Here is a 25,871-nt window from a genome sequence, read left to right as displayed (position 1 = left end):
TCCCTTTTCACCATTAGCTTAACACACTTTTACCAGTTTCTAGAAAAAAATCGACAATGCCACTTTACATTTGCTAACGATTGTTGAAAACATACAACTATATTATCCTTCAACTATAGCCAAGTACTTTTTTATTTCTCCATCATATTCAACAATTAAAATATCCCCTCTTTCCTTAACCGAATAGATGATCGCACCAACAGGAAGTTTATTGGACATTTCATTATCAAAATCTGTATTAGCATCATTTTTTGTTTTTATTTCTCCAATTTGAGTATTTTTGGTTATTGTTAATTCTTCTACCCAGTCTATATTAGTCATGTAGATAACACCGTCATATTGAAAAATATCAGCATCTTCCCACAATGATAAAACTTCTTCTGCATCAATACTTTCGATGGATACCTCTATAATTTCCTCTTCCTTAACTTCTCCATCCTTTAATTCCCGAATATCAGAACATCCGGTAATCATAAATAAAGACAAGGCCATCAAAACGCAGGATAACTTGATAAGGTTCATACGAATTTCCCCCTTTTTACAAATAGACGTCAATTGTATAATCAAAGTTTCTTCTGCAAAGAGTGCAAAGAGGGACGGTTCTCGTTTGCCAGTGGCAAACGAGAACCGTCCCTTATCATCCTATCTAACTTCTCACCTTTTTTAGAGCTGTTAAGTTAAGATATATTCCATATCCGGCCACTATGACTAAAAATAAATGCCATAAACCAAAATCTATACCTACCCTATACTCAAAAAATAGTAAAAATGATACAACAATAAATACAATAGCAATCATATTTTGAATGTATTTATTCAAAACTTTTCACTCCTTTCTTGCTGAAACCTTCCTGTTAGCAAAATAAAACATCATTTATTTTACTCTTTGAGCAGAAGTATTCCTATAATTAACGATTAATCAGACAATATGTCTCTTATTGTATTTGTGGACTTTTTTGTTAATTTATATGCCGCTTCGGTATCTGTTATATGTATTATTGTTCCAGCCAAAGATTCCTCTGATATCCATATATGAAAACCATCTAGCGTACCATCTAAAGATATGAAACTTAAATCATAATCACCCTCTGGCATATCAACACTTCCTTTCATTCTTTTGGAAGTATTGATAGCATCAACAAATGCTTTTATCTCGAGGCCACTGAAAAAGTACAAACCAACTTTTTCAGTGCCTTTTATTTGTATTGCAATGGCTACGCTCGCCTGATAGGAGAACCCCATTCCTATCAGGCTTTTTAACGTTTGCGACGGCTACGCACATTGCTTAGGAACACTGAAAAAGTGAAAGAACACCACCTTTTCAGTGCCCTCTTTTATCTCTTCTTTTTCTCGTATTGTCATATGATTATCCTCGTTTACACTTCCGAAGTCTTTGAAAAATGATACTTTTATTTCCTCTACCTCAGTTTCATCCATATCAAAATTGGAAGAACATGCGGATAAACCAACTAATGCTGCCACCAAAAATACTGTAACTAATTGCTTCATAAAGTCCCCTCCGTTATTAACAACCTTTATCTATTTAAATCAGCTACAGATTCTTGTACTAAGTTATTGAAGATGACTAACACCTATATTCCATTTTCAAAAATTCAAATGTACTCCCATTCGTAGGTTGCATAAAAGTATCGACATCTTTAAATCCAACTTTCCTGTACAATTTTATCGCTCTTTGATTAAAGGTTGCAACCGATAAGGTAATTTTTTCAGGTTTAACTTCTGATTTAATGAAGTTAATACCAGCTCTTAGAAATTCTATTCCATTGCCTTTTCCTGTTAAATCAGGTCTCATACCTAAACTAATATCAAAAATTCTATCAGCAACCTTATCAAAACTAATAAAAGCAACCATTTCATCTGATTTTGTTACAGCAAACGTTGAATTGCCTCGTTCTTCCCGGTTTAAAAATTCTTCTAAATCCTCTTTATCAGCTTCCATATTATAAAAAGAATATTTCCCATCATAACGCCAGTTAAATGCAATATTTTCTGCTTGTTCTTGGGTCATAACACTAAACTTATATACCATTTATATAACCCACTTTCTTTCTTTATTTCTTCAAGTTATGCTCTATACCCGTTCACATACTTACAAAATAAAGATGTATCTCTATTTTATACGCCAGTTAAAAAAACTAAGCTTTAGTCGACTCCCCCCCTTCTGATATACTCATTTTTCTCTCGTCACACTGTTTGTACCCTACCCTCACGTTTTTAAGCCTTCTACTGGAATGCTAACCTATGCTCCAATAATTTTTCATGATGTTGTGTGTCCATTTAGGCTGGGCAATTTCGTCCACTGGAGTAAATTCTTGCATCACTGGTTTTATGTCTAAAATTGGCGTTTCATTTATACAATCGAGACCTGACACAGTTAACTCTCTTCCGTCTCTCCTAATTAATTTCACCGTTGTAAGCCCTAATTGATTAGGTCTATTTTTCCCTCGTTGAGCAAATATGCCAACTTTTGGTAACGTTGTATCGTTTCTTGGATGTCTAGCACCTGTAATTATTTTATCTTTCTCTACCTTGTGGAAGTAAAATATTATCTCCAAGTGTGAAAATGAATCTATTTCATTAAAGGCATCCTCTGGAAGAGAACTATCCAACATAATCTTACTAACTACTTCTCCCCAGTAGTCATCTTTAATTTCAATCCTACTATTATAAGCAACACCAATTGGATTTAGTGTAATCATTAATTTCCTCATTTCTATCAATTATTATTTTCTTAGTTGCTCTAAACTCACCGACAAACACACCGTTCCCCATTTCAATTACTTAACCTTTTTTATTTTTAACATGGCATTAGCATTTATTTGAAACTCATACGGCACAGTAACTTCTTCGACTATACAACCGTTAGTAGTAAGGTAATGTATCATTTTATCTAAATGTTCATATCGCTTTCCTTCTAAATCAACTAAAGGAAAAATACGAATTTCTTCTTTCGTAACCCTTAATAACTCCGTTAAGGTCTCTATGTGAAATTGATAATCTAATCTATCAGAATACATAAATAGAAAATTTGCAGACAGAAGAATATCAAATTCTTCATTTTTAAACGGTAACGAAGGTAATTGAACCGGTATGTACCGCTTTCTATTCTTCTTCATATCTTTTGAACAATCCTGCAATGCACTTAATCGATGCTTTCTAAGACCGTCTATACCTTTGAAGTAATCCCACTTATAGTTACTTTTAACTTTTTCCATAAGTGTCATCGAATGTTCAATATCCTGAATACCTTTCGTTTTTAAATCTTCAATTGTATGATCATATGCAATATCACATGCTGTTACATCTATCCCCAGATCATTTCCAATAGCAGTAAAGGAACATGCTCCTGCTGGGCAATCGAGTATTTTCTTGCCTTTCAATTCTTTTTCCGAAAGCAAAAACATTTTCACATACTCTTCATAGGTTCTTCCAATAAAAATAATTCTCTCTAAATCTAACTTTGTACTCTGCTCAACTTTACTCAACTTACTCACCTCAACTAAAATAATTTAAGCGATAAACCAAGTTGGAAATACTAACTACTTCCTCGTATTATCCCTCCTTTTTATTTTAACATTATTTTCCATGCATTTGGTACAAAAACGGCAAAGAGGGCAAAGAGGGACGGTTCTCGTTTGCATTGGCAAACGAGAACCGTCCGGAATCAGTGAAAAAGTACTTGCAATTAGAGATCCTCCTAATAAATATAAGGTTATTAGAATATAGGGGTTGAAGAGACCTATGCAAACTCGCTTTCCGCGGGCGGCTGGTAAGCCTCCTCTATGCTGCGCATCTGCGGGGTCTTACCTCTGCCTTTACTCCCGCAGGAACGAGCGTTTCTTCGTCGCTAATGCTTCGAGTTGTCTCGACGGATACGCTTCAAAGAATATGCTCGTAGAGGAAGAGACAGTTACCTCGCTTGCTTCGGTCTCATCAACTCTTTCTCTAATTAGGTCCTCTGAATAATCATGCAACAATATATTAATTTTTACACTTTTTCAGCGGTCTCGAACCGTCCCCTATCACCCTATCACTTCAAATGTTTAAGTGCTTCACGTTTGCTAAGGTTTTGAAGTGGCGTTTTTTCAACAAATGTAATAACGGATTGTGGTTTAGTTTTTCCATATTCTCTTAAAGCCCATCCAATTGCTTTTGCGATAAAAAACTCCTTATCACTTGCATGCTTTTCACAATAATAAAATAACCGTTCTTCATCCGTATTTTCCTTAAAGGATAGTTGATGCAAGAGGGCTGTCCTCTTTACCCACATGTTGTCATCTTCAATCCAATCGTCCATCATCTTAACTTGTTCAGGAAAAGTCCTTACAATATAGCCAACAACACCGCTTGCAATTGCATCGACCGTATCCCACCACGACTTTGAAATTATCAATTCCTTCACCTGTGTTAAATCATCAGCAGATAAGTATTTTTTTGATTTTATTAAATAATCAACTGCAACATATTGGTATTCCCTCTCACTCTGTTTCCAAAGATCAAATACAAACTTCCAGTCAATAGGTTTCTTTCCTACTTCCCATTCTTTAAATACTGTGGAAACAACCTTTCTTCTTTCTGGGGTTTGAATTCCGAAAAATTCAAATCGATTTTTCATATAGGCAGACATACGTACTGCTTTTTCCTTGTCCGCTATTAATGTAAATTGAGTGGCTAAGTCTTGAACTTCCATCCAATATCACTCCTGTATTAGTGATTAAATTTTCAAACCAATTTTTCGCTTTTAGTTCGAAACTAAGTTCGTAGACCTCAATACTACGCTAAACTACTCAAATGTTCATGTATTAACTTCCATTCATTGTTGTTTGTCTTTATAAATATGTTTGTTGCTCTACCATTCCCTGACACTAATTTACCGTTATAATATCCCTCATAATGGTATGTGTAAATACAAGTTGCTGAATTTTGATCAGTTGAAATCCACTGTATGTCTTTAGCGGTATAAACCTCTTCTTTTATAAGTTTCCAAGCATTTTCAAAGTAATTTTGAATATCACTTATACTCGTACATGTCTTATTTGTAAACCAATAAATCGCTTTGTCATGAAGGACCTTCTTTACATTATTAAAGTCATGTGTGTTTGTAGCTTCTATATATTTTTTTAATGCTTCCTCATAATTCATCGTAAAACATACCCCTTCTTTGCTTGTTTTATATGAGTCTCATGGAAGAACTCATTTGCTTGGTTGACTTCCAGCTAAATCAATATCAACAAACCATGATAAAATTGTCGTACTATCTCGTCCATTATTATTCTTAATCACATTTAATAAATTCCAAACCATTTCCTCATTTGTAAACTTCTCAAATGAGTGAAATATTCTTTTTGGATTTGCAAAATCTACGTTAGGACATTCCACTAGTCCATCAGTAGTTAAAAACATTTGATTCCTCCCTTGTCTAAGCTCCTTTGTACCAATACTGAAACTAGGAACCTCCAGTTCAAAAGTGTTAACTTTACCAATCCATTCATAAAAGCTTCGATGATTTTGCTGATATTCATTAAGTGCTGACAGCTCTGGGTGATTTACATAGAGGATACAGTCTCCAACTGAAAACCACCATAGATATTTTTCCTTTCTCACAGCACATAAAAAGGCTGTTTCTCCTTGGACTTTTTTACAAGCCTCTTTAAAGCTTTTACTTTCAAAAGTGTTTAGCAGTAGTTTGGAGAGGCAATCAAATGTTTTTCGTGGTGTATAGGTCATCATTTTTTTTATATCATGTTTAAGAGATGCTAAAGTAGACACTACTAATTCTGCACTTTCAGCTGTTTGATGTGCATCTAAAAGCACGACGAACTCACAATTTAAATCTTCACTTACCGAAACGATACATCCATCTTCATTTTTATACTGACCAGCTGAGGAATTTCCACCAAAACGTCCTAATACAATATGACTTATCTTCTTAATGTTTATTTCATCTACAAAATTCTCTTGGCTACCTACCCAACAATAATCACTAAATTTACCAACCTTACTCATATGGATTTGTCTCTAAATAATCTTTTAGTCTATTACATAACTGAATTACGTCACTGTTTTCACCCATCCTTGCATTTGGATCGTCATAAACTGCAAATGGTCCCCAAAACTGCTCATGCGTATTTGGATAGCGAGCAACTAAGTGCATATGCAGATGTGGAACGGCGTTTCCCGACACAAGCGCATAGACATGCTCAGCACCTTCAGTCTCTTTCAGTGCTCTACTTAATCTCGCCATAATCACTCCAAATGTCTTTGCTTCTTCTGGATTCATTTCTGCAAGGGTAGGAACATGCCTCTTTAAATCAATCATAATGTGTCCTAAATAATTCGGTTTTCCGTTATTATCAATATGTCCAACAAAAATATAATCGTCTTCGTAGATGGTAGCACCAGATGTTATTATCGTTCCTTGATGTTTGTTACAAATAAAACAGCTTTCCTCCATCATGAACCCTCCTTTATTTTCGAATAAATCTCTTTAAAAATAAAAAAACTATCATCTCATAAAGAGACGATAGGATTAACCGTAACGTGGTACCACTCTTCTTGGTTTGTCTATCATAATAACTAGCAAACCTTCTCAAATGCTCCTTTACGGAAGCAAACCGTTTAGACCTACATATCAGTCTAACCACTCCTAGGCGAGTTGGGGAAATTATTGACCACCTCTCAGCAAACGGCAGCTCTCTATACAATAATGTTCCTTAATACTCCTAATCATCGTGTTTATTATATGTAAACTTTTTCTAATCATATAATTCCCCTAACATTCAGTCAATACTTTATAGCAATTGCTACAATTCTTTCTTTTATCCTAACCATTGACCATAATAAGCAATAACTCCCAAAACTGCTCCAATAATACCACCAATTAAAACACTTATAACAGTTGCTTTTTTTGGTTTATTAAAACGTTCTTCCAATCGTAACACCTCCCTTTTTCAAATGACCGGAATGGCAGTTCAACTAACGCTCATCGTCAGCTCAAAAGTGTGTCTTTATTATTTCATCAATGACTTCCATTCTATATTTATCACTAATTTCTACAGTATTCTTCAGTTCATATTCTTCTTCAAGTATCGGATATAACCTTTCAGCGATTACCCATCTTTCATAATGAACGCTATCAAAGGTGTAAAAATACTCATCCATACTGTACCCTAATGTATCTGCAAGATAGAAGAGTATCTTCAGCTGTTCTTCTTGTTCCGTAGGAATTGGTTTTTCTATTATAGGGTTTATCGTCATTTCTATCACTTCTCGTAATCTTTCTTCGTCAACTCAACTCCATACCTTTCAAAAGCTAATTCTTGCCATGTTCGTTCATATAACATTCTCCACTGACTTTCTTCATACACTTGTTCTTTAGATTCTATTTCTTTGCCACTAGATATAGAGATTAAAAAAGAACGAACAAACGAATCTTTTTCTTCTCCTTTTATACCTAATAAAGTCGCCTTATTTATCGCTTCATCAATATCCCTTTTGTTAATCTCTATATCACCACCTAATTGGGTCATCTCAATCAACTGTGGCGAAGAGGGACGGTTCTCGTTTGCGATGGCAAACGAGAACCGTCCCTTTTCACTTTATTCACTCACCTGTTGGTTTTTAAAACGATAATACAATATCCACAGTAGAATTAGGGTAAGAACTGTATAAACAGTAATTATCAATGTAGGAAATAGCACTGGATTTCCGAATACGTTATAAGCTTTAAAGCTATCAAACAGTCGTTCCACCCGTAGCAATTCCAAATAACTAAAAAGATTGAAGGTTTCGAGCCATCCATGATCTAGTCCCACTTGTCTTAGGGCAAAGGGAAGCCCAAGTATGGATCCACTAAGGAAGAAGGTAATCATGGCGTTTTTCGTGATCACGGAAAGGAGCAACACAAGAATACCAAGGGCGGTGGCCCCTAAAAATTGCACACTAAGCGTGATGATATAAAACTGCCAAACTTCCCATGCATAGGGAGAAAAAGCGTAGTCCGCAGGAAATGTAAGTAAACTTTGAATTGGTGCATACCATCCTTTGAATCCCCCGTATATAATGAACTGGGAAACTAAATTAATAACATGGAGTAATAGGAATATCACACCGATATACGTCATACTCGCCAAAAGCTTTGCAGTAACGACTTCTCTTTTCCCATGCCTAGTTGCAAGAATTAATCCCGTCATTTTATGTAAATGTTCATCTGAAAATACCGGGGATAATCCTACTAAAACTAACAGTGCGATGAGCACAACACTGAAGAATGGCTCAATTAAATCCAGCGTTCCATTCCATGACTGTATTCTATAAAAACCATGAGGGTTCTTTAACTCCTCTAGCATCGTTAATTCCTTCGATGCCACTTTATACTCATATGTTGAAGCCTGTAAAGTAGCCATTTTCTCGTCAAGAATATCTTTTCTCTCCTCTAATTGTCCGAGGTATAATGCTGATCTAGCGACAAGAAAATTAACCTCACTTGCTGGCGTACCTCCTTGCCTCTCACCAGCATCTTCGGCAACCATCTCTTCTCTAACAATTGAATCCAATTCTTCTGTTACGGGGCCACCAAAGATTTCATAAAGCTCTCCATATACTTCATCCTTCATTACCCAATCTAACGAGCGACTATTAGCAAATAGTAATAAGAGGACGATGAAGAAAAACACGACATAAATGCTTTTCTTCGTAAAAATTTTAAAGCACTCATGCTTGTACATCGGATCGCCCCTCCTCATCGAAATAGTATAAATAAACATCCTCGAGAATGGCTGGCAGCTCTATTGCACTTTCTGTAGGCTTCTCGTCACTGACGATGCGAAGCTCAATTTCATTGTTTTTTCGTTGCACATTCCCTACTTTATGCTTCCCTTGTAGTCTTGGCAGCTCCTCTTCTGTGACGATGACCTTCCAAACCTTCCCCTGCATGCTAGCTAGTAGTCCATCTACGTCACAGCGCTGTTTCAATACGCCCTGCTCCATAATAAAAATTTCCTTGGCAATGTATTCAATGTCGGAAACGATATGAGTAGACAACAATACAATCCGTTCTCTCGATATGTCAGAAAGTAAATTTCGAAAGCGAACTCTCTCCTTAGGATCAAGACCTGCCGTCGGTTCATCGACTACAAGAATTTTTGGATCGTTCAGCAGTGCTTGGGCAATACCTAACCGTCGCTTCATTCCACCAGAAAAGGTTTTTGTTTTCCGCTTCCTTTCTTCCTTTAAATTTACGAGCTCTAAAACCTCCTCCACCTTTTTATTGGCATGTTGTTTATCTAGTCCTTTTAAGCTTGCAAAATAATGGAGAAATCGCTCAGCCGTAAAGTTATGATACACACCAAACTCTTGTGGTAAATATCCTAGTACATCACGATATCCTTCATCAAGAATGCTAATATCTTTATCATTTAATAAAATTCGTCCCGAGCTAGGCTTTAATATAGATGCAAGCATACGCATCAATGTCGTTTTCCCCGATCCATTCGGACCAAGAAGTGCATAAACCCCTACAGACATTTCTGCTGAAAAATCCTTCACTGCCCATTTATCCTTAAACTTTTTCGAAACATGATCAATAACGAGCTTCAATAATCCCAACCTCCTCATTTTTTCCGTATTTGTTAAATAGCTTCCTAACCTGTAGCATGAATAAGCATAGTCCTACACCAGTAAAGAGAAGATGAAAAGGTAGATGAACAGTTAAAATTCTCTCCGCCCACATACTATTCGAGGCTAACACGAGACTAAATATTCCCCACATAGATAGGAACGCCATCACAAATACTGCACCGCGAAAACGCATACTCAGCCATAAGGCTAAGGAAACAAATATGGTAAATGGAGCAAACCAAATGACGACTACCTCGAAAAGGCTAGCTGTCTGAATATATGGGGCAAGACTCAACGTAAGTAACACAGTTAAGGTAAGATTAAATACACCAATTAAGAGTAGCCTTGATAGAATAATCTCGTACACAGAAAACTTACATGCCATCTCCATTTCTAGTACTCCTGACTCACGCCCTCTAAACACCTCAACTAAACCGAAAATAAAAGGAAGTGGTGCTAAAATGATTAAGGTTAACAGCGGATTATGCGCGCTATAGGTTGTGAAAACATAACCGATTACAAATAAAAACACACTAATCGTCCAGTACATTGGGTGTATATAGAACGCCTCTAATTTAGCTCGTTTTATTAACGTCATGAAACGGTCTCGGTAATAAATAGACTTTTTTTGTTTTATCGGAACATACTGTCTTAAAGTGTCGATTGTCTCATCAAGCATGCTATCATCTGGGTATTTGACAAGATAATGATCTAACTCCGCTTCCAATTCTTCCAGCTCAACTGGATCAAGTAAGTCAGCAAGTTCCTCTCTGTTATCTTCGTTGTTGACGTGCATCGGCGTTACCTCCCTTTAACATAATCTTCAACTTATTCAATCCTTGCTTGAGCCTAGACTTTACAGTCGCTTCTTTACTATTTGTAATACTAGCAATTTCTCTGATTTTTAAGTCTTGATAAAACTTTAAAATGATTGCTTCCTTTTGGTAGTCTGGTAAATGCTCCATCGCCGCCTTCACTTTTTCACTATCAAGCTTTTTGCTTAACAAATCCCAGACATTCCCTTTTTCATCACGTACTGGCGCAACAAGCTCGGACTCTTCTCCCTTTTGTTTATATGTACGACTTCGGAAATAATCGCGGCAATGGTTAACAGCAATCTTTAATAACCAATGCTTAAAATCGCCTTCCTGTTTATATCGATGAATCGATTTCATCATTTTTATAAAAACCTCTTGCGTCATATCATAAGCAAGATGGTAATCTCCTAGTTTTCGATAAACATAAGCAAAAATATATTTATAATGCTTTTTAACTAGCACTTCCATTGCCGCTTGACTACCACGTTTAATTTCATCTAATAGTTCTTCATCTGTTGGCATGTCTTTTCACCACCTCTGTATATAATAACGAAAATAGTGAAAAAAGGATTTAAAAAGTTGAAAATAGAAAAAGAGGGACGGTTCTCGTTTGCCGTAGCAAACGAGAACCGTCCCCTTTCACCTTATCATCGATTCGATTCTTTCATTCCTATCTTACTCGTTGAATGGCGGACGATGAGCTCTGGCTCATAAACAACTGATTGCACATCCTCTACCATACTCGGGTTGTTTTTTTTCTCAATTAATTGTTGAATCGTTTTCCCAGCCATGATACCCATTTCTTCCTGAGGATGTCTAATCGTCGTAAGCTTTACTTCTGATGCAACAGACAAGAAGGAATCATCAAACCCAATAATGGAAATGTCTTCAGGAATGGATAACTTCATATCACGAAGCACATCTAAAAGTAAAATTGCGAGCTGGTCATTGTAACAAACAATGGCAGTTGGACGATCATTAGAATCCTGCAATTTTTCATATAATGCTTCAACCGTTGCTGTATTTTCTGTTTCCGTTGTATACGTAATAATATACTGTGGTCGAAGCGGTACCCCACTCTCACGATGCGCCTTGATGAAGCCCTTCATTCGATTCGTTCCTTGTGTATCATCACTTTTAAACAATCCTAATATTTTTTCATGCCCTTGTTCAATGAGGTGCTTCGTTTGCATTCGTCCCCCCTCCACATCATCCATCACGATGTGAATCGGTTCCAGTTCATCATAGAAAGCATTTATCATGACATAGGGAATGCCTATTCGCTCTAAGTTTAAATAATAATTGATATTAGGATTAGGTAACGCACTTTTCGTTGGCTCAACAATCAAGCCATCAAACTTTTGCGACAGCACGTTTTCTAAACAACGCTGCTCCTGTTCTAAATTATTATTTGTACTATAAAATGTCATATGATACCCTTGTTCACTCAAATATCCTTCTGTCCCCCGAAAAATCGATGGAAAGATATAGTTGGAAAAGTACGTGCTTATAACAGCTATGTTTTTACCACGTCCTTCTTTCACTAGTTTATTTACCGATCGATCAGCACAGAAAGTTCCAGCACCTTGCTTTTTATAAATCCAGCCCTCGTTAACTAAATCGTCGATAGCTTTACGGATCGTATGACGGCTTACTTCGTATTTTTTTATCAACTCGTTCTCGGATCCTACTTTCTGATGTGGCTGAATAAAGCCTTGTAAGATCTTTGATTTAATTTCGTCCTTAACAAACTGATATTTCGTTCTCATAATACACCCCATATCTTCAACTATTCATAAGAATAGTATATCACGTGTAATCATGTTTTAACTTTTGTTAAAGAGGGGTATTTCAATTTTCTATAAAATTAATTAAGGCTTCCATACAATTTCGTTCCATTTAAGCTCGTTGCGGAAACGATAAAGATCCGTATTTTTATCAATCACGACTGCTTCAATTTCTGAAAGAGCTGCCCAATCGAGCATCTGATCAAGTGTACTCGTAAAAGATAGTACCGTATGGTGTGCACCACCTGCGTAAATCCATGCTTCCCCTCCAGTTGTAAGGGATGGTTGAGGCTTCCACAACAGCTTAGCAACTGGGAGATTAGGTGTACTTTCAGTCGGCACTACTGCATCAACGATATTGATGATTAACCTGAATCTGTGTCCTAAGTCCACTAAGCTGACATTCACCGCTTCTCCTCCCATGCCATCAAAAACCATTCTAGCAGGATCTGCCTTTCCTCCTATCGATAACGGATGTACTTGAATTTCAGGTTGATTATTCGCTACAGTCGGGCAAATTTCCAACATATGCGAACCAAGCACAAGTTCTTTTCCAGGTTCAAAGTGGTACGTGTAATCTTCCATGAAAGTAGTGCCTTTGTTCCCTGTCATCACCTTCATTGTCCTTAGAAGCGCTGCGGTTTTCCAATCTCCTTCTCCTGCAAAACCATATCCTTGCTCCATTAACCTTTGGGCCGCTAAACCAGGAAGCTGCTTCATACCATGGAGATCTTCAAACGTTGTCGTAAAGGCGTTATATCCACCTTCATTCATAAATGCTTTTAAACCTAATTCTATTCGTGCTTGCTCTAATACAGATTGCTTTAAGTCAGCGTCAGCTTTAATATCATTGCTTATGGCATATTTTTCCTCATATTCTTTAAATAATTGATTTACTTCCTCATCAGAGAATCCATTGATGTATTCCACTAAGTCGCCTACACCATACCCATTGACAGTCCAGCCGAACTTAATGTGTGCCTCGACTTTATCTCCCTCTGTTACGGCAACTCGCCTCATATTATCTCCAAAACGTGCTACCTTAACGTTGCGATTTTCTACGTGGGAGTAGGCTGTGTTCATCCAATCAGCAAACCTTTTCTGCACTTCCTCCTGTGCCCAATGCCCTACAATGACTTTGCGCTCAATATTCATCCTCGATACGATAAAGCCGTATTCACGGTCTCCATGTGCTGACTGATTAAGGTTCATGTAATCCATATCAATGTCCTGCCATGGAATATTTTGATTATATTGTGTATGAAAATGAAGGAGTGGCTTTTGAATAGCCGCTAAGCCGTGAATCCAAATCTTGGCTGGCGAAAATGTGTGCATCCATGTTACTACTCCAGCACACGCATCATCTGAATTAGCATCGACCATGACCCGGTATATTTCCTCGGATGTTGTAACTACAGGCTTCATGACTAATTCAAAGGGCAAATTGCTTCCATTTAGTCCTTCCACTACCTGTCTAGCTTGATCCTCTACTTGATCTAGTGTTTCTTTTCCATAAAGATGCTGGCTTCCTGTTAAAAACCAAAATGTATAATTTTTATTCTGTTTCATCGCCCAAGATCCTCCCTTATTCTGAGTCGGTTACTCGCATTTTTTTAAGTCGCTTCATCACATCGTTTGTGCCTCGACCAAAATACTCATGTAATTGGAAATACTCCTCGTAAATTTTTTCATATCGACTTACATTTTCAGGAATAGGCAGAAAAACTTCATCTTTGACTCTTCCCATTTTTGCAGCAGCTTCTACAATATCGTCATAGCCGCCATTTTCTGACCCTGCGGCTATTGCCGCGAACATTGCCGCACCCAATGCAGGAGTTTGTTTAGAATCGGCCACTTTAATTGGTCTATTTGTCACATCAGCATAAATCTGCATAAGTAATCGATTCTTTTGAGGTAGTCCGCCACAAGCATATAATTCATTCACAGCTACACCATTTTCATGGAACGCATCGACAATCATACGAGTACCAAAGGCTGTCGATTCTAATAGTGCTCGATATACTTCTTCAGGTTTAGTTAACAAAGTATAACCTAGCATCATACCGCTTAATTCTGTATCAACAAGTACCGATCTGTTTCCGTTCCACCAATCTAGTGCAAGCATGCCACTTTCACCTGGAGCTAATTCAGCAGCCCTTTCTTCTAAAAGTTGATGAACATTTTTCCCAGCTTTTTCTGCTTCATCATAGACGTATTTAGGAACACCCTGATCTACATACCAGCCAAATATATCTCCTACAGCAGATTGACCTGCTTCATAGCCGTAGTATCCAGGTATAATACCGTCTTCTACAACCCCACACATACCTTCAACTTCTACTTCTTTTTTCCCTAGAAGCATGTGGCAAATCGATGTTCCCATTGCCATTACCATCTTCCCTTCATCCACCACACTGACGGCAGGTACGGCTGCATGGGCATCGACATTACCAACAGCAACGGCCGTCCCTTCTAGTAGACCAGTTAACTCTGCCATTTCCTTAGTCAGTCCGCCAGCCTTTGTTCCGAGTGGTACTACATCTCCGCTCAACTTCGTTTCCACTACATCTTCTAGGCGAGGATCAACAGCTTTAAAAAATTCTTTGCTCGGAAATCCATCCTGTTTGTGCCATTGTGCCTTATATCCAGCAGTACAGCTGTTACGAAGGAAGTTTCCAGTTAATTGCATAATGACCCAATCCGTTGCTTCTACAAACTTATCCGTTTTTTCATAAATGTGTGGTGCTTCATCAAGGATTTGATAAATTTTGGCGAGCATCCACTCGGAAGAAAGTTTCCCACCATATCGAAGCAGGAATTTTTCTTCACGATTCTCAGCCAATTCATTAATTTTATTCGCATGAGGTTGACTAGCATGATGCTTCCAGAGCTTTATCCAGCTGTGAGGATCATCCTTGAGCTCCTCTATTAGACAAAGGGGAACCCCTTCTTCATCTATTGGAAGCATGGTGCAAGCAGTAAAATCAATGCCTACACCTACTACATTTTCAGGATTTATAGATGATTTTTTCAAAACTTCAGGTATCGATTTTTCAATTACTTCGATATAGTCCTTAGGATGTTGTAGTGCCCATTCATAACCAAGCTTTATATTTTTATTAGGTAGTGTTTCATCCATTACTCCGTGGCGATATTCCGTTACATGGTCAGCAATCTCTGTTCCGTCAGCTAAGGAAACTAATACGGCTCTCCCCGACTGCGTCCCATAATCAATACCGATAGCGTATTTGCCCATTTTCCTTCCTCCCCATTAACGATTTAACTTTGCCCGTAATATGCCTCTTTTCCGTGTTTTCTTAAAAAGTGCTTATCTAACAAGTTCTGATCCATTTCATTTAGACTAGGATTTATTTGAAAACTAGATAATGCCATTTTCGCTACTTCTTCTAAGACTACTGCGTTATGGACCGCTTCCCCAGGATTCTTGCCCCAGTTGAATGGAGCATGACTATTGACAAGTACTCCTGGCACTAAATCGGGATCTATCTGTCGCTCTTTGAATGTTTCAACGATAACAGCTCCCGTTTCCCTCTCGTAATCTGATTCAATTTCTTCTTTTTTCATGGCACGAGTACATGGAACTGCTCCATAAAAATAATCAGCATGAGTTGTTCCTAGTGCTTCTATATCTCTTCCAGCCTGGGCCCAACTCGTTGCCCAAGGAGAGTGGGTATGAACAATTCCACCGATGTTTTGAAAATGGTTGTAAAGATATACGTGTGTCGATGTATCTGATGAAGGCTTCAAATGGCCTTCTACCACTTTTCCTTTCAAATTTACAACAACTAAATCTTCTAGAGTCATTTGTTCATAACTAACTCCGCTAGGTTTAATGACAATAAGACCAAGATCCCTATCAATGCCACTTACATTTCCCCAAGTAAACGTAACAAGACCGTATTTTGGTAAATCTAGATTAGCTTTTAACACCGCTTCCTTTAATTGCTTCAGAGACACTTGTACGCCCCCCTTACATTTTTTTATTAACTTGTACGGACAACGATTCAGAAAAAAGTTAGCCTGACAATCAATCATCAGGCACAACCACTCCTGTTATCACTACACGATATAAAACTAGTACTCTCTCACATTATTTACCTCGGTTTTTACTTATTACATCAAATGCAACAGCCCCTAGTAATACTAAACCTTTAATAGCCTGCTGCCAGTCAGTACCAATACCCATTAATGACATCCCGTTATTTAAGACACCCATAACGAGGGCACCGATGACCGCACCGAAGATCGTTCCAATTCCTCCAGTAAAGGAGGCACCACCAATAACTGCAGCAGCAATCGCATCTAACTCAAACAATTGACCAGCTTGTGGAGTTGCTGCGTTTAATCTCGATGCGAAAATTAATCCTGCAAGTGCTGACAGGAACCCCATATTTACAAACGCTAAAAATTTCATTTTCTTCGTTTTTACACCAGACAATTGAGCTGCATTCGTGTTTCCACCAACGGCGTATATGTGACGCCCTAAAACAGTTTTCGTCATGACAAAGGTATAGCCTAATACAAGTACTACGAGTATAAGAAGTACGACCGGAATTCCTCGATACTGCGCTATCAAGAAAGTAAAGGCATTAATAGCTAAAATAATTATGCCTATTTTTGTAACAAACATAGCATAGGAGGACGTTCTGAAGTTATAGTATTTTGCTGCCCTACGCTGTTGGAGCTCCCATAAAACGTAAAGTAGGGATGCAACACCACCAATAAGTAACGTTAAAAGGTGCAAGTCCCCACCTGAAATATCCGGTAAAAATGATGTACTCATTTGTCTGAACTCATTTGGGAATGGCGCAATCGTCCTTCCTCCAAGTACGACTAGGGTCAACCCTCTAAATAACAGCATTCCAGCTAAAGTTACAATGAACGCCGGAATACCCATATATGCGACCCAAAATCCTTGCCAAACACCGATTAATGCTCCAATGATTAAACATATAATAACTCCTACAATGACCGGCATATCCATCGTTACAATGAGAACCCCTGCTATAGCTCCAATAAATGCTGCTACGGACCCTACTGATAAATCAATTTCTCCTGTAATAATGATGAGCATCATACCTATTGCCAACACGATAATATAGCTGTTTTGCATAATAATGTTTGTTACGTTCAAAGGTGTTAGTAAAGAACCTGACGTTAATATTTGGAACAATAATGCGATACCTACGAGAGCGATGATCATTCCAAATTTACGAATATTATTAGTCATTACTGTTTTTAAGGTCTCCATTTATTCGTCCCTCCAACTTTCAGTCATGTATGTCATCAGCTTTTCTTGATCAGCTTCCTCCACTGGTAATTCACCTGTTATCTTTCCATTGTTGATTGTATAGATCCGATCACAAATACCTAGTATTTCTGGAAGCTCAGAAGAAATAACGATGATACTCTTTCCACTCTCTGCCAGTTGATTGATTATTTTATAGATTTCATATTTTGCTCCTACATCGATACCTCTTGTCGGTTCGTCTAAAATTAAAATATCTGGTTCTGCATTTAACCACTTACCTAGTACGACTTTCTGCTGGTTACCACCACTTAAGTTTCCTGTTACTTGTTCAATGGTAGGTGCTTTAATATTCAATTTGTCCTTTAAGCTCTCGGATACATTTACCTCTTTATGCAAATCTATTAATTTATTTTTGTTCGTTACAGAATGTAAGTTTGCTAGTGTTAAGTTTTTTCTTACACTATCTATTAAAATGAGACCGTACTCTTTTCGGTTTTCAGAGACGTACGCTAATCCATTAGCAATGGCACGGTCTACAGTTTTCACATCAATCCGTTTGCCACCTTTATACACTTCACCTGTAATATTTCTGCCGTATGATCTACCGAAAACACTCATAGCAAATTCTGTTCTTCCAGCTCCCATCAAACCAGCAATTCCGACAACTTCACCTTTTTTCACATTCATATTAATGTTATCTAATAGCTTTCGATTGGGATCGAGAGGGTGATCCGCGGACCAATTCTTGACCTCGAAGAACACATCTCCTATTTGCGAATTCCGTTCTGGATATAGGTTAGATAAATCTCTTCCTACCATCGCTTTAATGATTTTCCCTTCCGTTACATCATCCTTTTCCATAGACATAGAGCCAACTGTTTGACCATCGCGAAGAATCGTAATGTTATCAGCAATCGTCAGCAATTCCTTTAGTTTATGGGAAATTAATATAGAGGTCATTCCCTGCTCTTTAAACTCCCTTAATAACCTCAATAAGTTAGCACTATCTTCCTCATTAAGAGAAGCAGTCGGTTCATCGAGAATAAGAAGCTCTACATCCTTTGAGAGGGCTTTTGCAATTTCTACTAACTGTTGCTGACCTACCCCGATGTTTTTTATTTTTTCCTGAGGATCTATTTTCAAGCCTACTTTTTTAAGTAGTTCCGTTGTTTTCAAAATCGTTTCGTTCCAGTTAATAACGCCTCTTTTCACCTGCTCATTACCTAAAAAGATATTTTCGGCAATGGACAACTCAGGGATTAATGCTAGCTCTTGATGAATGATAACAATCCCTTTCGCTTCACTTTCATTAATAGATTTGAATTCACACAATTTGCTGTTGTAGAAAATTTCTCCTTCATACGTACCAATTGGATGAACACCACTTAACACTTTCATTAACGTGGATTTCCCAGCGCCATTTTCACCAATCAGTGCATGTATTTCACCTGGAGTGACTTGTAGGTTAACGTCATCTAAAGCTTTTACACCAGGAAAGGTTTTCGTTATATGCTTCATTTCCAGTATATAATCACTCATCCGTGTCACGCCTTTCAATAGAAAGATAGGAAGGTAATCTAGAAGAAAGCTAGATTCCTAGAATACCTTCCTGCTTACAGTCTAGTCCAGATCCTCTTCAGTGAAGTAACCACTTTCAACAAGTACTTCATAATAGTTATCAATATCTACTGAAATAGGTTCTATTAGGTAAGATGGAACTACTTTTGCATTGTTGTCGTATGTTTCTGTGTCATTTACTTCAGGCTCTTCATCATTCATAATTGCATCTGCCATGTTTACCGCTTGCTTCGCCAATTCACGTGTATCTTTAAAAATTGTTTGTGTTTGTTCTCCTGAAATGATGTATTTAACAGAACTTAATTCAGCATCCTGACCTGTGATCAAAGGAATAGGCTGGCTGTCAGAACCATACCCAACAGAAGTCAACGATGAAATAATTCCACGACTAATCCCATCAAACGGAGAATATACCGCATCGACGGTTGCATCAGAATAATGTGCACTTAAAATGTTATCCATACGTTCTTGTGCTAGTGATCCATCCCAACGAAGTGTTGCACCTTGTTCAAAGTTAGTCTGACCACTCTTAACTACTAATTGTCCTCCATCAATGTACGGTTGTAGAACAGACATCGCACCATCCCAGAAGAAATATGCATTATTATCATCTGGAGATCCTGCAAATAGTTCGATATTAAATGGCCCTTCTTCTCCATCAGTTAAGCCTAAGTTTTCCACGATATATTCCCCTTGAAGTACACCAACTTGAAAATTGTCAAAGGTTGCATAATAACTAACGTGTTCACTGTTCATGATTAATCTGTCATATGCAATAACTGGAATGTCAGATGCTTCTGCCATCTCTAGTACACTAGTTAATGCTTCACCATCTATGGAAGCGATTACAAGAATGTCAGCACCTTGTGTTATCATGTTTTCAATTTGAGAGACTTGCGTTTCCACTACATCTTCTGCAAATTGCATATCCACTTCATAACCAAGTGCTTCAAACTCTTTTTTCATGTTATCTCCATCAAGAACCCACCGTTCTGATGATTGTGTTGGTAAAGCTAAACCAACTCGCAATCCGTTTGAGTCTCCCGAAGAATCTCCGTCATCACCTGTAGATGCATCATCATCGCCACAAGCCACTAACGCCACTAAAACCATTGCCGAAAAGAGTAACAATAAAATCTTCTTCATTTTCTAAATCCCCCTTAAGATTGGTAGTTTGGTAACGCTTTCAAAACGAATAAATAAAAAACCTCCTCTTTTGGATGATAATATACATCCTAACATCTTAATTTCCACGCTTTATTTAACTTATACGGATAAGATGTTAATTCGATTATAATATTGTAAACTTATTAGATCAAGAGTTTATTTTTCAATTGTTTGATTTTTTTATATGTATTACTATAAAACCTTGTTAAAACAACATTTTATTAGGTTTTGGTTGTATAACACTTCACTAACATCCACTAAAAATATAACAGTATAATAAAATAGTAAACTTTCACAAACTTATACGTATAATTTGTCGAACAGCTAATAGGACGGCTAATGGGGACGGTTCTCGTTTGCCTGAAGGCTAATGGCTAGTAGGGACGGACCTAGTTTGCCAATAATTTAATTTATGTCAAAATAAATGACGGTTCTGGCAAGCCAGAATCGTCATTATTAGCCTATTCATTTGGTGAGAACGTTCGTTTTCCAAGCTCGCTTTCTAACATAAAGAAAGCATTGCTGTCATCATCAATACGTTTTAGTTTTTGAATAATATTATCAAAGGTTGCTTCTTCCTCAACCTGTTCTTCAATAAACCACTTCAAGAAAGTCATAGTCGCATGTTCTCTTTCATCTAAAGCCATATCTGCTAGCTTATAAATACGTTGTGTTACTTCTTTTTCATGATCTAAAGACTTTTGAAACGTTTCTAAAATGGAAGAGAACGAATTGTTAGGTGTATCCATCCCTTTTATTTCTGCCCTTTCCCCCATATCATTAATGAAATTATAAAATTTCATGGCGTGAAACCGTTCCTCCTCAGCCTGGGCGAGGAAAAAATTAGCGAAGCCATCTAAACTTTCATTAGAACAATAAGCCGCTGTCGCTAAATACACATGAGCAGAATAAAATTCGTAGTTCATTTGATCATTTAAGCCTTTCACAAGCTTTTTACTCAACATGCTATCCATCTCCTTTCATCTTTTCCTTCTATTATACTATAAACATTTTCCACTTTTTTAAGCAAAGTAAACTAGTAAATGGGCTAATGGAGGCTAATGGGGACGGTTCTCATTTGCCAAAGACCTTTTATAGATCCCGTATCTCCGCATACAGTGAACACTCCTATTGATTAACTTCTCCTTCCCCTATAAAAACAAATTGATTAACAAAGGTAAGGGACGGTTCTGGCAATCCAGAACCGTCCCTATTAGCCATATCTATTAGCCACGGTAGGAGCGTATTTTCTTTATATACCAGGCAATTACAAACAAAGTCAGGAATCCACCAATCACGACAGAAATATAATAGTCCATTCCTAAACCTTCTGGAGCGTAAAAAATGTAAGTGCAGACTACTGCTGTCATAAACATCGCTGGTACGCCACAGATCCAATGAAACTTGTTATTTTTCAACAAATACATCGCTCCTGTCCAAAGCATCACCGTAGCGACGAGCTGATTCGTCCATCCTACATAGCGCCATAAGAAAGAATAATCAATTGTTGATAAATAAAAGGCCGGGATAACGACAATCATTGTAGCAAAAAGTACAACACCTTTCCCCTTCTTGTTATTAAATCCTTTACTCAATAATTCAATCAACATCATTCTCGATGATCGAATCGCCGTATCTCCCGTTGTGATTGGCAAAATAATGACCCCTAAAATAGCAAGAATGCCACCTAGCGTTCCTAATAACGTCGTAGAAATTTCATTTACAACACCTGCAGGTCCACCAGCGTTAAGCGCTCCGGCAAGACCATCTGTACCACCAAAAAAAGTCATACCCGCCGCTGCCCAAATTAATGCAATGATTCCTTCTGCAATCATCGCTCCGTAAAAAACTTTACGACCGTCAGATTGCTTTTTCAACGTTCTCGCAATAATCGGACTTTGTGTGCTATGGAATCCGGAAATCGCACCACATGAGATTGTTACCATTAATAATGGCCAAATTGGCAGTTCGCCTGGGTGCAAATTGTCTAATGTTAAATTTGGGATCGCTCTGTCCGTAAGCAATAGCGCCACTGCAATCGATACCGCCATAAAGATTAAAATCCCACCAAAGATTGGATAAATTCTACCAATCACTTTATTTACTGGTAAAAGTGCAGCACATAAGAAATAAGCAAAAATAGCAAAAATAGCAACCATAAAGCTAAGTGGTGTAATTTCTGCAATCAATTGAGCTGGACCTGCGACAAATGCAGCTGCCACTAAAACCATTAAGATAATGGAAATAATATTTATGATAACTTGTACAGTTTTTCCTAAATACATTCCAACTAGTGTTGGATATTGAGCTCCGTTGTGACGGAGCGAAAGCATGCCAGAAAAATAGTCGTGAACTGCTCCGGCAAAAATGCAGCCAACAACAATCCATATAAAAGCCACAGGTCCATACAACGCACCCATGATTGCACCAAAAATAGGGCCTAGCCCTGCAATATTTAATAACTGAATTAAACTCCCCTTCCACCAGCTCATCGGTACATAATCTAACCCATCTGACTTCGAATAAGCTGGTGTAGGTTCCTTATCATTTATTCCGAAAACTCGTTCCACTACCTTTGAATAGACGATATAACCAACAATTAATAGTCCAATAGAAAATAAGAATGTTGCCATGATGTTTCTCCCCTGCCGTGTCATATTATTTTACTATAAAGAATAGTTTAACTATTTAAAGAAAGAAAAACAATAACTTTTTTCTGAAAATACAATTAAATAGCAGTAAGTAATAAAAATCAGACAACACCATAATCAGAAAAGACACTACTCACAATACTTTTCAAACATAGCAAAACACCCGCTAATGGGGACGGTTCTTCTTCGCCTCGTTAGGCTAACAGGGACGGACCTAATTTGCCAATACTTCAAGGTTATACAAATCGTGAACCTATAATGAACGTTCCATGTACTTTCCCTTACTACTTTGGGATAAATAGGGACGGTTCTGGCAAGCCAGAACCGTCCGAGACCGCTGAAAAAGTGTAAAAATTAATATATTGTTGCATTTTTATTCAGAGTACCTAATTAGAGAAAGAGTTGATGAGACCGGAGCAAACGAGGTAACTGTCTCTTCCTCTACGAGCATATTCTTTGAAGCGTATCCGTCGAGACAACTCGAAGCATTAGCGACGAAGAAACGCTCGTTCCTGCGGGAGTAAAGGCAGAGGTAAGACCCCGCAGATGCGCAGCATAGAGGAGGCTTACCAGCCGCCCGCGGAAAGCGAGTTTGCATAGGTCTCTTCAACTCCTATATTCTAATAACCTAATATTTATTAGGGGACTCTCTAAATGTAAGTACTTTTTCACTGGTTCCGTCCCTATTAGCCAAAAAACTAAATTATTGGTACTTATGAAATATTACAAAATAATAGGCCTTTTCTACACCCTTACATACAGCAATTGTATGAAAACGATTTAATATGTTAAGGTAGCGCGGTGTGTATTTTTATGTAGAAAAATGACGAATTCGAATTCACTGATTCATAGATCGAAATACCTCTACATCTTTGTTAATCGTTCCACTATGCACATCTCTCATTTGATCTGAAATTATAAGAATAGTAGTCATAATTCAAGAGTTTTCTACTGTTTCTTTTCACTATACATATGCCAAATATATATCAAAAACTGAAAGGGGTATTACATTGGGGAATTTTTTAAAGCATTTTAAAATAAGTACTAAACTAAATATGATTATGCTATCAATTTTAATTATATTTGCCTTCGTTGTAGGGTTTGTAGTACAGCAACAAGTGACTGAAGGGGTAAAAGGAGCAGCTGCAGAAAAAGCAGCTAATGATCTCGAACTAGCAAACTATATGCTAAATTACTATTATCCAGGAGATTGGGACTTACGAGATGGTGCCCTCTATAAAGGCAACGAAGTGATGAATGAAGACTTTGAAATCGCGGATAAAATTGGAGAAACAACTGGTGGCTTAGTAACTATTTTCCAAGAAAACATGCCTATTACAACGAACTTGTTAATAAATGATGAGCGAGCTATTAGTTCTGAAGCTACTGGAACTACAGTAGAAGTCGTACTAGAAAACGGCGAAAACCTTTATGGAGAAGCTAACATTTTAGGGACTGATATGCAAACAGCCTACATGCCGCTTCGAACTTCGTCTGGAGAAGTTGTTGGTATGCTATTTATTGGTGCTTCTCAGGAATTTATTAATGAAACAATTGCTTCCATTATGGGAGTCGTAAGTATCGTCTTAGGTTTGATCATCATTTTCGCAGTAGCAATTATTTTCTTATACTCTAGAAATATGGCTAAGAGATTAAACCGTGTTAATAATGCTTTAGAATCCGCTGGCCACGGAGATTTCACCGCAGAAATTACAGATAAATCGGGAGATGAAATAGGCTCTTTAACCACTAGTTACAACCGCATGAAGGATAATTTAAAAGACCTTATTCAACAAGTAGCAGAAACCTCTCATCACGTTGCATCATCTGCAGAACAATTAACAGCAAGTGCACTTGAGACGCGAGCTGCTACAGATACAATTACGGAATCAATTCAAAAGGTTGCTGTTGGTTCTGAACAGCAATTGGAAAACACGAAAACTACTAGCGATGTCGTTATTAATATCTCATCAGGTATTGATCAAATGGCGACTCATATTGAAGAAGTAAATCGTACTTCTACAAATCTATCTACAAAAGCCAGTGATGGTTCTAATGTCATTGATAAGACCGTACAACAAATGAATACCATTCAAATGAGGACAACTTCAACAGCGAAATTAGTAGAGGAATTAGGAAACAAATCTAATAGAATTGGTGAAATTGTTTCATTAATAACAAGTGTTGCTGAACAAACAAACTTATTAGCCCTAAATGCTGCAATTGAAGCAGCTAGAGCAGGCGAACACGGAAAAGGCTTTGCTGTAGTAGCTGACGAAGTAAGAAAGCTTGCAGAACAATCCGGAGACTCTGCATTACAAATTACAGAAATGATTAAAGAGATACAACAAGATATTGAAGAATCTGTGAAAGCAATGGGCGATGGACGTCTTGCGGTAGAAGAAGGAATACAATACGTAGGAGAAGCTGGTTCTTCCTTTAAAAACATATCCTCTTCCGTCGAATCCGTCTCAACTCAATTAGAGGAAGTAACTAAGTCAGTAAGGGATATGACAACAAACACTACTGCGATGGTACAATCCATTGAAAGTATAAAAGACTCAACTGAAGAAGCAGCAGGATATACACAAAATGTAGCATCTTCTGCAGAAGAACAAAATGCTTCAATGGAAGAAATTACAGCATCATCACAAACATTATCAAAAATGGCAGAAGACCTCCAAGCAGCCATAAAAAACTTTAAACTTTAAGGCTAACAGGGACGGACCGAGACCGCTGAAAAAGTGTAAAAATTAATATATTGTTGCATGATTATTCAGAGGACCTAATTAGAGAAAGAGTTGATGAGACCGGAGCAAACGAGACTCCTGCGGGAGTAAAGGCAGAGGTAAGACCCCGCAGATGCGCAGCATAGAGGAGGCTTACCAGCCGCCCGCGGAAAGCGAGTTTGCATAGGTCTCTTCAACCCCTATATTCTAATAACCTTATATTTATTAGG

Annotated in this window: 27 protein-coding genes and 1 other annotated feature; of the genes, 1 reads left to right on the top strand and 26 read right to left on the bottom strand. The window is 37.6% G+C overall.

Annotation, left to right across the window (positions count from 1 at the left end; genetic code table 11):
* Positions 1-102 precede the first annotated feature (102 nt).
* The 26 genes from BCELL_RS06260 to BCELL_RS06140 all read right to left on the bottom strand — a co-directional run bounded on the left by BCELL_RS06260 (position 103) and on the right by BCELL_RS06140 (position 22,894).
* Positions 103-522, bottom strand: a complete 420-nt coding sequence (locus tag BCELL_RS06260) for a hypothetical protein (RefSeq protein WP_013487838.1) — start codon at positions 520-522, stop codon at positions 103-105.
* A 124-nt stretch (positions 523-646) separates the two neighbouring features.
* On the bottom strand, positions 647-820 hold the full coding sequence (locus tag BCELL_RS22470; protein WP_013487837.1) for a hypothetical protein: 174 nt from the start codon (positions 818-820) through the stop codon (positions 647-649).
* Positions 821-915: 95 nt separating this feature from the next.
* On the bottom strand, positions 916-1,242 hold the full coding sequence (locus BCELL_RS06255) for a YhfM domain-containing protein (protein ID WP_013487836.1): 327 nt from the start codon (positions 1,240-1,242) through the stop codon (positions 916-918).
* Positions 1,243-1,272: 30 nt separating this feature from the next.
* The gene (locus BCELL_RS06250) at positions 1,273-1,509 is read right to left on the bottom strand and encodes a hypothetical protein (protein ID WP_013487835.1); all 237 of its coding nucleotides are present in this window, start codon (positions 1,507-1,509) and stop codon (positions 1,273-1,275) included.
* Between the two features lie 76 nt (positions 1,510-1,585).
* Positions 1,586-2,050 carry a GNAT family N-acetyltransferase gene (locus BCELL_RS06245; RefSeq protein ID WP_013487834.1) on the bottom strand — a complete coding sequence of 155 codons (465 nt, stop codon included), beginning with the start codon at positions 2,048-2,050 and terminating at the stop codon, positions 1,586-1,588.
* 205 nt (positions 2,051-2,255) lie between these two features.
* Complete coding sequence (locus BCELL_RS06240; RefSeq protein ID WP_013487833.1) at positions 2,256-2,720, bottom strand: SAM-dependent methyltransferase; 465 nt, start codon at positions 2,718-2,720, stop codon at positions 2,256-2,258.
* Between the two features lie 78 nt (positions 2,721-2,798).
* A complete protein-coding gene (locus BCELL_RS06235) occupies positions 2,799-3,506 on the bottom strand; it encodes a hypothetical protein (RefSeq protein ID WP_013487832.1) in 708 nt (235 codons plus the stop codon).
* A 545-nt stretch (positions 3,507-4,051) separates the two neighbouring features.
* Complete coding sequence (locus BCELL_RS06230; RefSeq protein ID WP_013487831.1) at positions 4,052-4,711, bottom strand: DNA alkylation repair protein; 660 nt, start codon at positions 4,709-4,711, stop codon at positions 4,052-4,054.
* Between the two features lie 83 nt (positions 4,712-4,794).
* Positions 4,795-5,163, bottom strand: coding sequence for a YybH family protein (locus BCELL_RS06225; RefSeq protein ID WP_013487830.1), 369 nt, complete (start codon positions 5,161-5,163; stop codon positions 4,795-4,797).
* A gap of 51 nt (positions 5,164-5,214) precedes the next feature.
* Positions 5,215-6,027 carry a PP2C family serine/threonine-protein phosphatase gene (locus tag BCELL_RS06220; RefSeq protein ID WP_013487829.1) on the bottom strand — a complete coding sequence of 271 codons (813 nt, stop codon included), beginning with the start codon at positions 6,025-6,027 and terminating at the stop codon, positions 5,215-5,217.
* Complete coding sequence (locus BCELL_RS06215; protein ID WP_013487828.1) at positions 6,020-6,475, bottom strand: HIT family protein; 456 nt, start codon at positions 6,473-6,475, stop codon at positions 6,020-6,022. The genes BCELL_RS06220 and BCELL_RS06215 overlap by 8 nt, the downstream gene beginning before the upstream one ends.
* Positions 6,476-6,534: 59 nt before the next feature.
* Positions 6,535-6,760: a binding site (T-box leader), on the bottom strand.
* Between the two features lie 254 nt (positions 6,761-7,014).
* A complete protein-coding gene (locus BCELL_RS06210; RefSeq protein ID WP_013487826.1) occupies positions 7,015-7,278 on the bottom strand; it encodes a hypothetical protein in 264 nt (87 codons plus the stop codon).
* 5 nt (positions 7,279-7,283) lie between these two features.
* On the bottom strand, positions 7,284-7,550 hold the full coding sequence (locus tag BCELL_RS06205; RefSeq protein WP_013487825.1) for a hypothetical protein: 267 nt from the start codon (positions 7,548-7,550) through the stop codon (positions 7,284-7,286).
* A 69-nt stretch (positions 7,551-7,619) separates the two neighbouring features.
* Complete coding sequence (locus BCELL_RS06200) at positions 7,620-8,747, bottom strand: ABC transporter permease (RefSeq protein ID WP_013487824.1); 1,128 nt, start codon at positions 8,745-8,747, stop codon at positions 7,620-7,622.
* A complete protein-coding gene (locus tag BCELL_RS06195; RefSeq protein ID WP_013487823.1) occupies positions 8,734-9,618 on the bottom strand; it encodes an ABC transporter ATP-binding protein in 885 nt (294 codons plus the stop codon). Before BCELL_RS06195 ends, BCELL_RS06200 begins: the two co-directional genes overlap by 14 nt.
* The gene (locus BCELL_RS06190) at positions 9,602-10,435 is read right to left on the bottom strand and encodes a hypothetical protein (RefSeq protein WP_013487822.1); all 834 of its coding nucleotides are present in this window, start codon (positions 10,433-10,435) and stop codon (positions 9,602-9,604) included. Before BCELL_RS06190 ends, BCELL_RS06195 begins: the two co-directional genes overlap by 17 nt.
* Positions 10,413-10,979, bottom strand: a complete 567-nt coding sequence (locus BCELL_RS06185) for an RNA polymerase sigma factor (protein ID WP_013487821.1) — start codon at positions 10,977-10,979, stop codon at positions 10,413-10,415. The genes BCELL_RS06190 and BCELL_RS06185 overlap by 23 nt, the downstream gene beginning before the upstream one ends.
* Before the next feature lie 125 nt (positions 10,980-11,104).
* On the bottom strand, positions 11,105-12,226 hold the full coding sequence (locus BCELL_RS06180) for a GntR family transcriptional regulator (RefSeq protein WP_013487820.1): 1,122 nt from the start codon (positions 12,224-12,226) through the stop codon (positions 11,105-11,107).
* 102 nt (positions 12,227-12,328) lie between these two features.
* A complete protein-coding gene (gene araA / locus BCELL_RS06175; protein WP_013487819.1) occupies positions 12,329-13,813 on the bottom strand; it encodes an L-arabinose isomerase in 1,485 nt (494 codons plus the stop codon).
* Positions 13,814-13,829: 16 nt separating this feature from the next.
* Positions 13,830-15,500, bottom strand: a complete 1,671-nt coding sequence (locus tag BCELL_RS06170; protein ID WP_013487818.1) for a ribulokinase — start codon at positions 15,498-15,500, stop codon at positions 13,830-13,832.
* A gap of 23 nt (positions 15,501-15,523) precedes the next feature.
* Positions 15,524-16,222 (bottom strand): L-ribulose-5-phosphate 4-epimerase, encoded by a 699-nt coding sequence (araD, locus tag BCELL_RS06165; protein WP_013487817.1) that lies wholly within the window; start codon positions 16,220-16,222, stop codon positions 15,524-15,526.
* 133 nt (positions 16,223-16,355) lie between these two features.
* A complete protein-coding gene (gene mmsB / locus BCELL_RS06160; RefSeq protein ID WP_013487816.1) occupies positions 16,356-17,516 on the bottom strand; it encodes a multiple monosaccharide ABC transporter permease in 1,161 nt (386 codons plus the stop codon).
* Positions 17,517-19,055 (bottom strand): multiple monosaccharide ABC transporter ATP-binding protein, encoded by a 1,539-nt coding sequence (gene mmsA / locus BCELL_RS06155; RefSeq protein ID WP_013487815.1) that lies wholly within the window; start codon positions 19,053-19,055, stop codon positions 17,517-17,519. It lies immediately after the preceding gene.
* A gap of 81 nt (positions 19,056-19,136) precedes the next feature.
* Positions 19,137-20,240 (bottom strand): multiple monosaccharide ABC transporter substrate-binding protein, encoded by a 1,104-nt coding sequence (gene chvE / locus BCELL_RS06150; protein ID WP_013487814.1) that lies wholly within the window; start codon positions 20,238-20,240, stop codon positions 19,137-19,139.
* 482 nt (positions 20,241-20,722) lie between these two features.
* Positions 20,723-21,226, bottom strand: a complete 504-nt coding sequence (locus tag BCELL_RS06145) for a ferritin (protein WP_013487813.1) — start codon at positions 21,224-21,226, stop codon at positions 20,723-20,725.
* Between the two features lie 261 nt (positions 21,227-21,487).
* Entirely contained in the window at positions 21,488-22,894 is a 1,407-nt protein-coding gene (locus BCELL_RS06140) for a carbon starvation CstA family protein (RefSeq protein WP_013487812.1), read from the bottom strand.
* Between the two features lie 1,028 nt (positions 22,895-23,922).
* Here BCELL_RS06140 and BCELL_RS06135 point away from each other — a divergent pair.
* Positions 23,923-25,623 (top strand): methyl-accepting chemotaxis protein, encoded by a 1,701-nt coding sequence (locus BCELL_RS06135; protein ID WP_013487811.1) that lies wholly within the window; start codon positions 23,923-23,925, stop codon positions 25,621-25,623.
* Positions 25,624-25,871: the final 248 nt, after the last annotated feature.

The sequence above is a fragment of the Evansella cellulosilytica DSM 2522 genome (assembly GCF_000177235.2).
Lineage (GTDB): Bacteria > Bacillota > Bacilli > Bacillales > Salisediminibacteriaceae > Evansella > Evansella cellulosilytica.
This window is presented reverse-complemented; position numbering and strand designations above follow the sequence as displayed.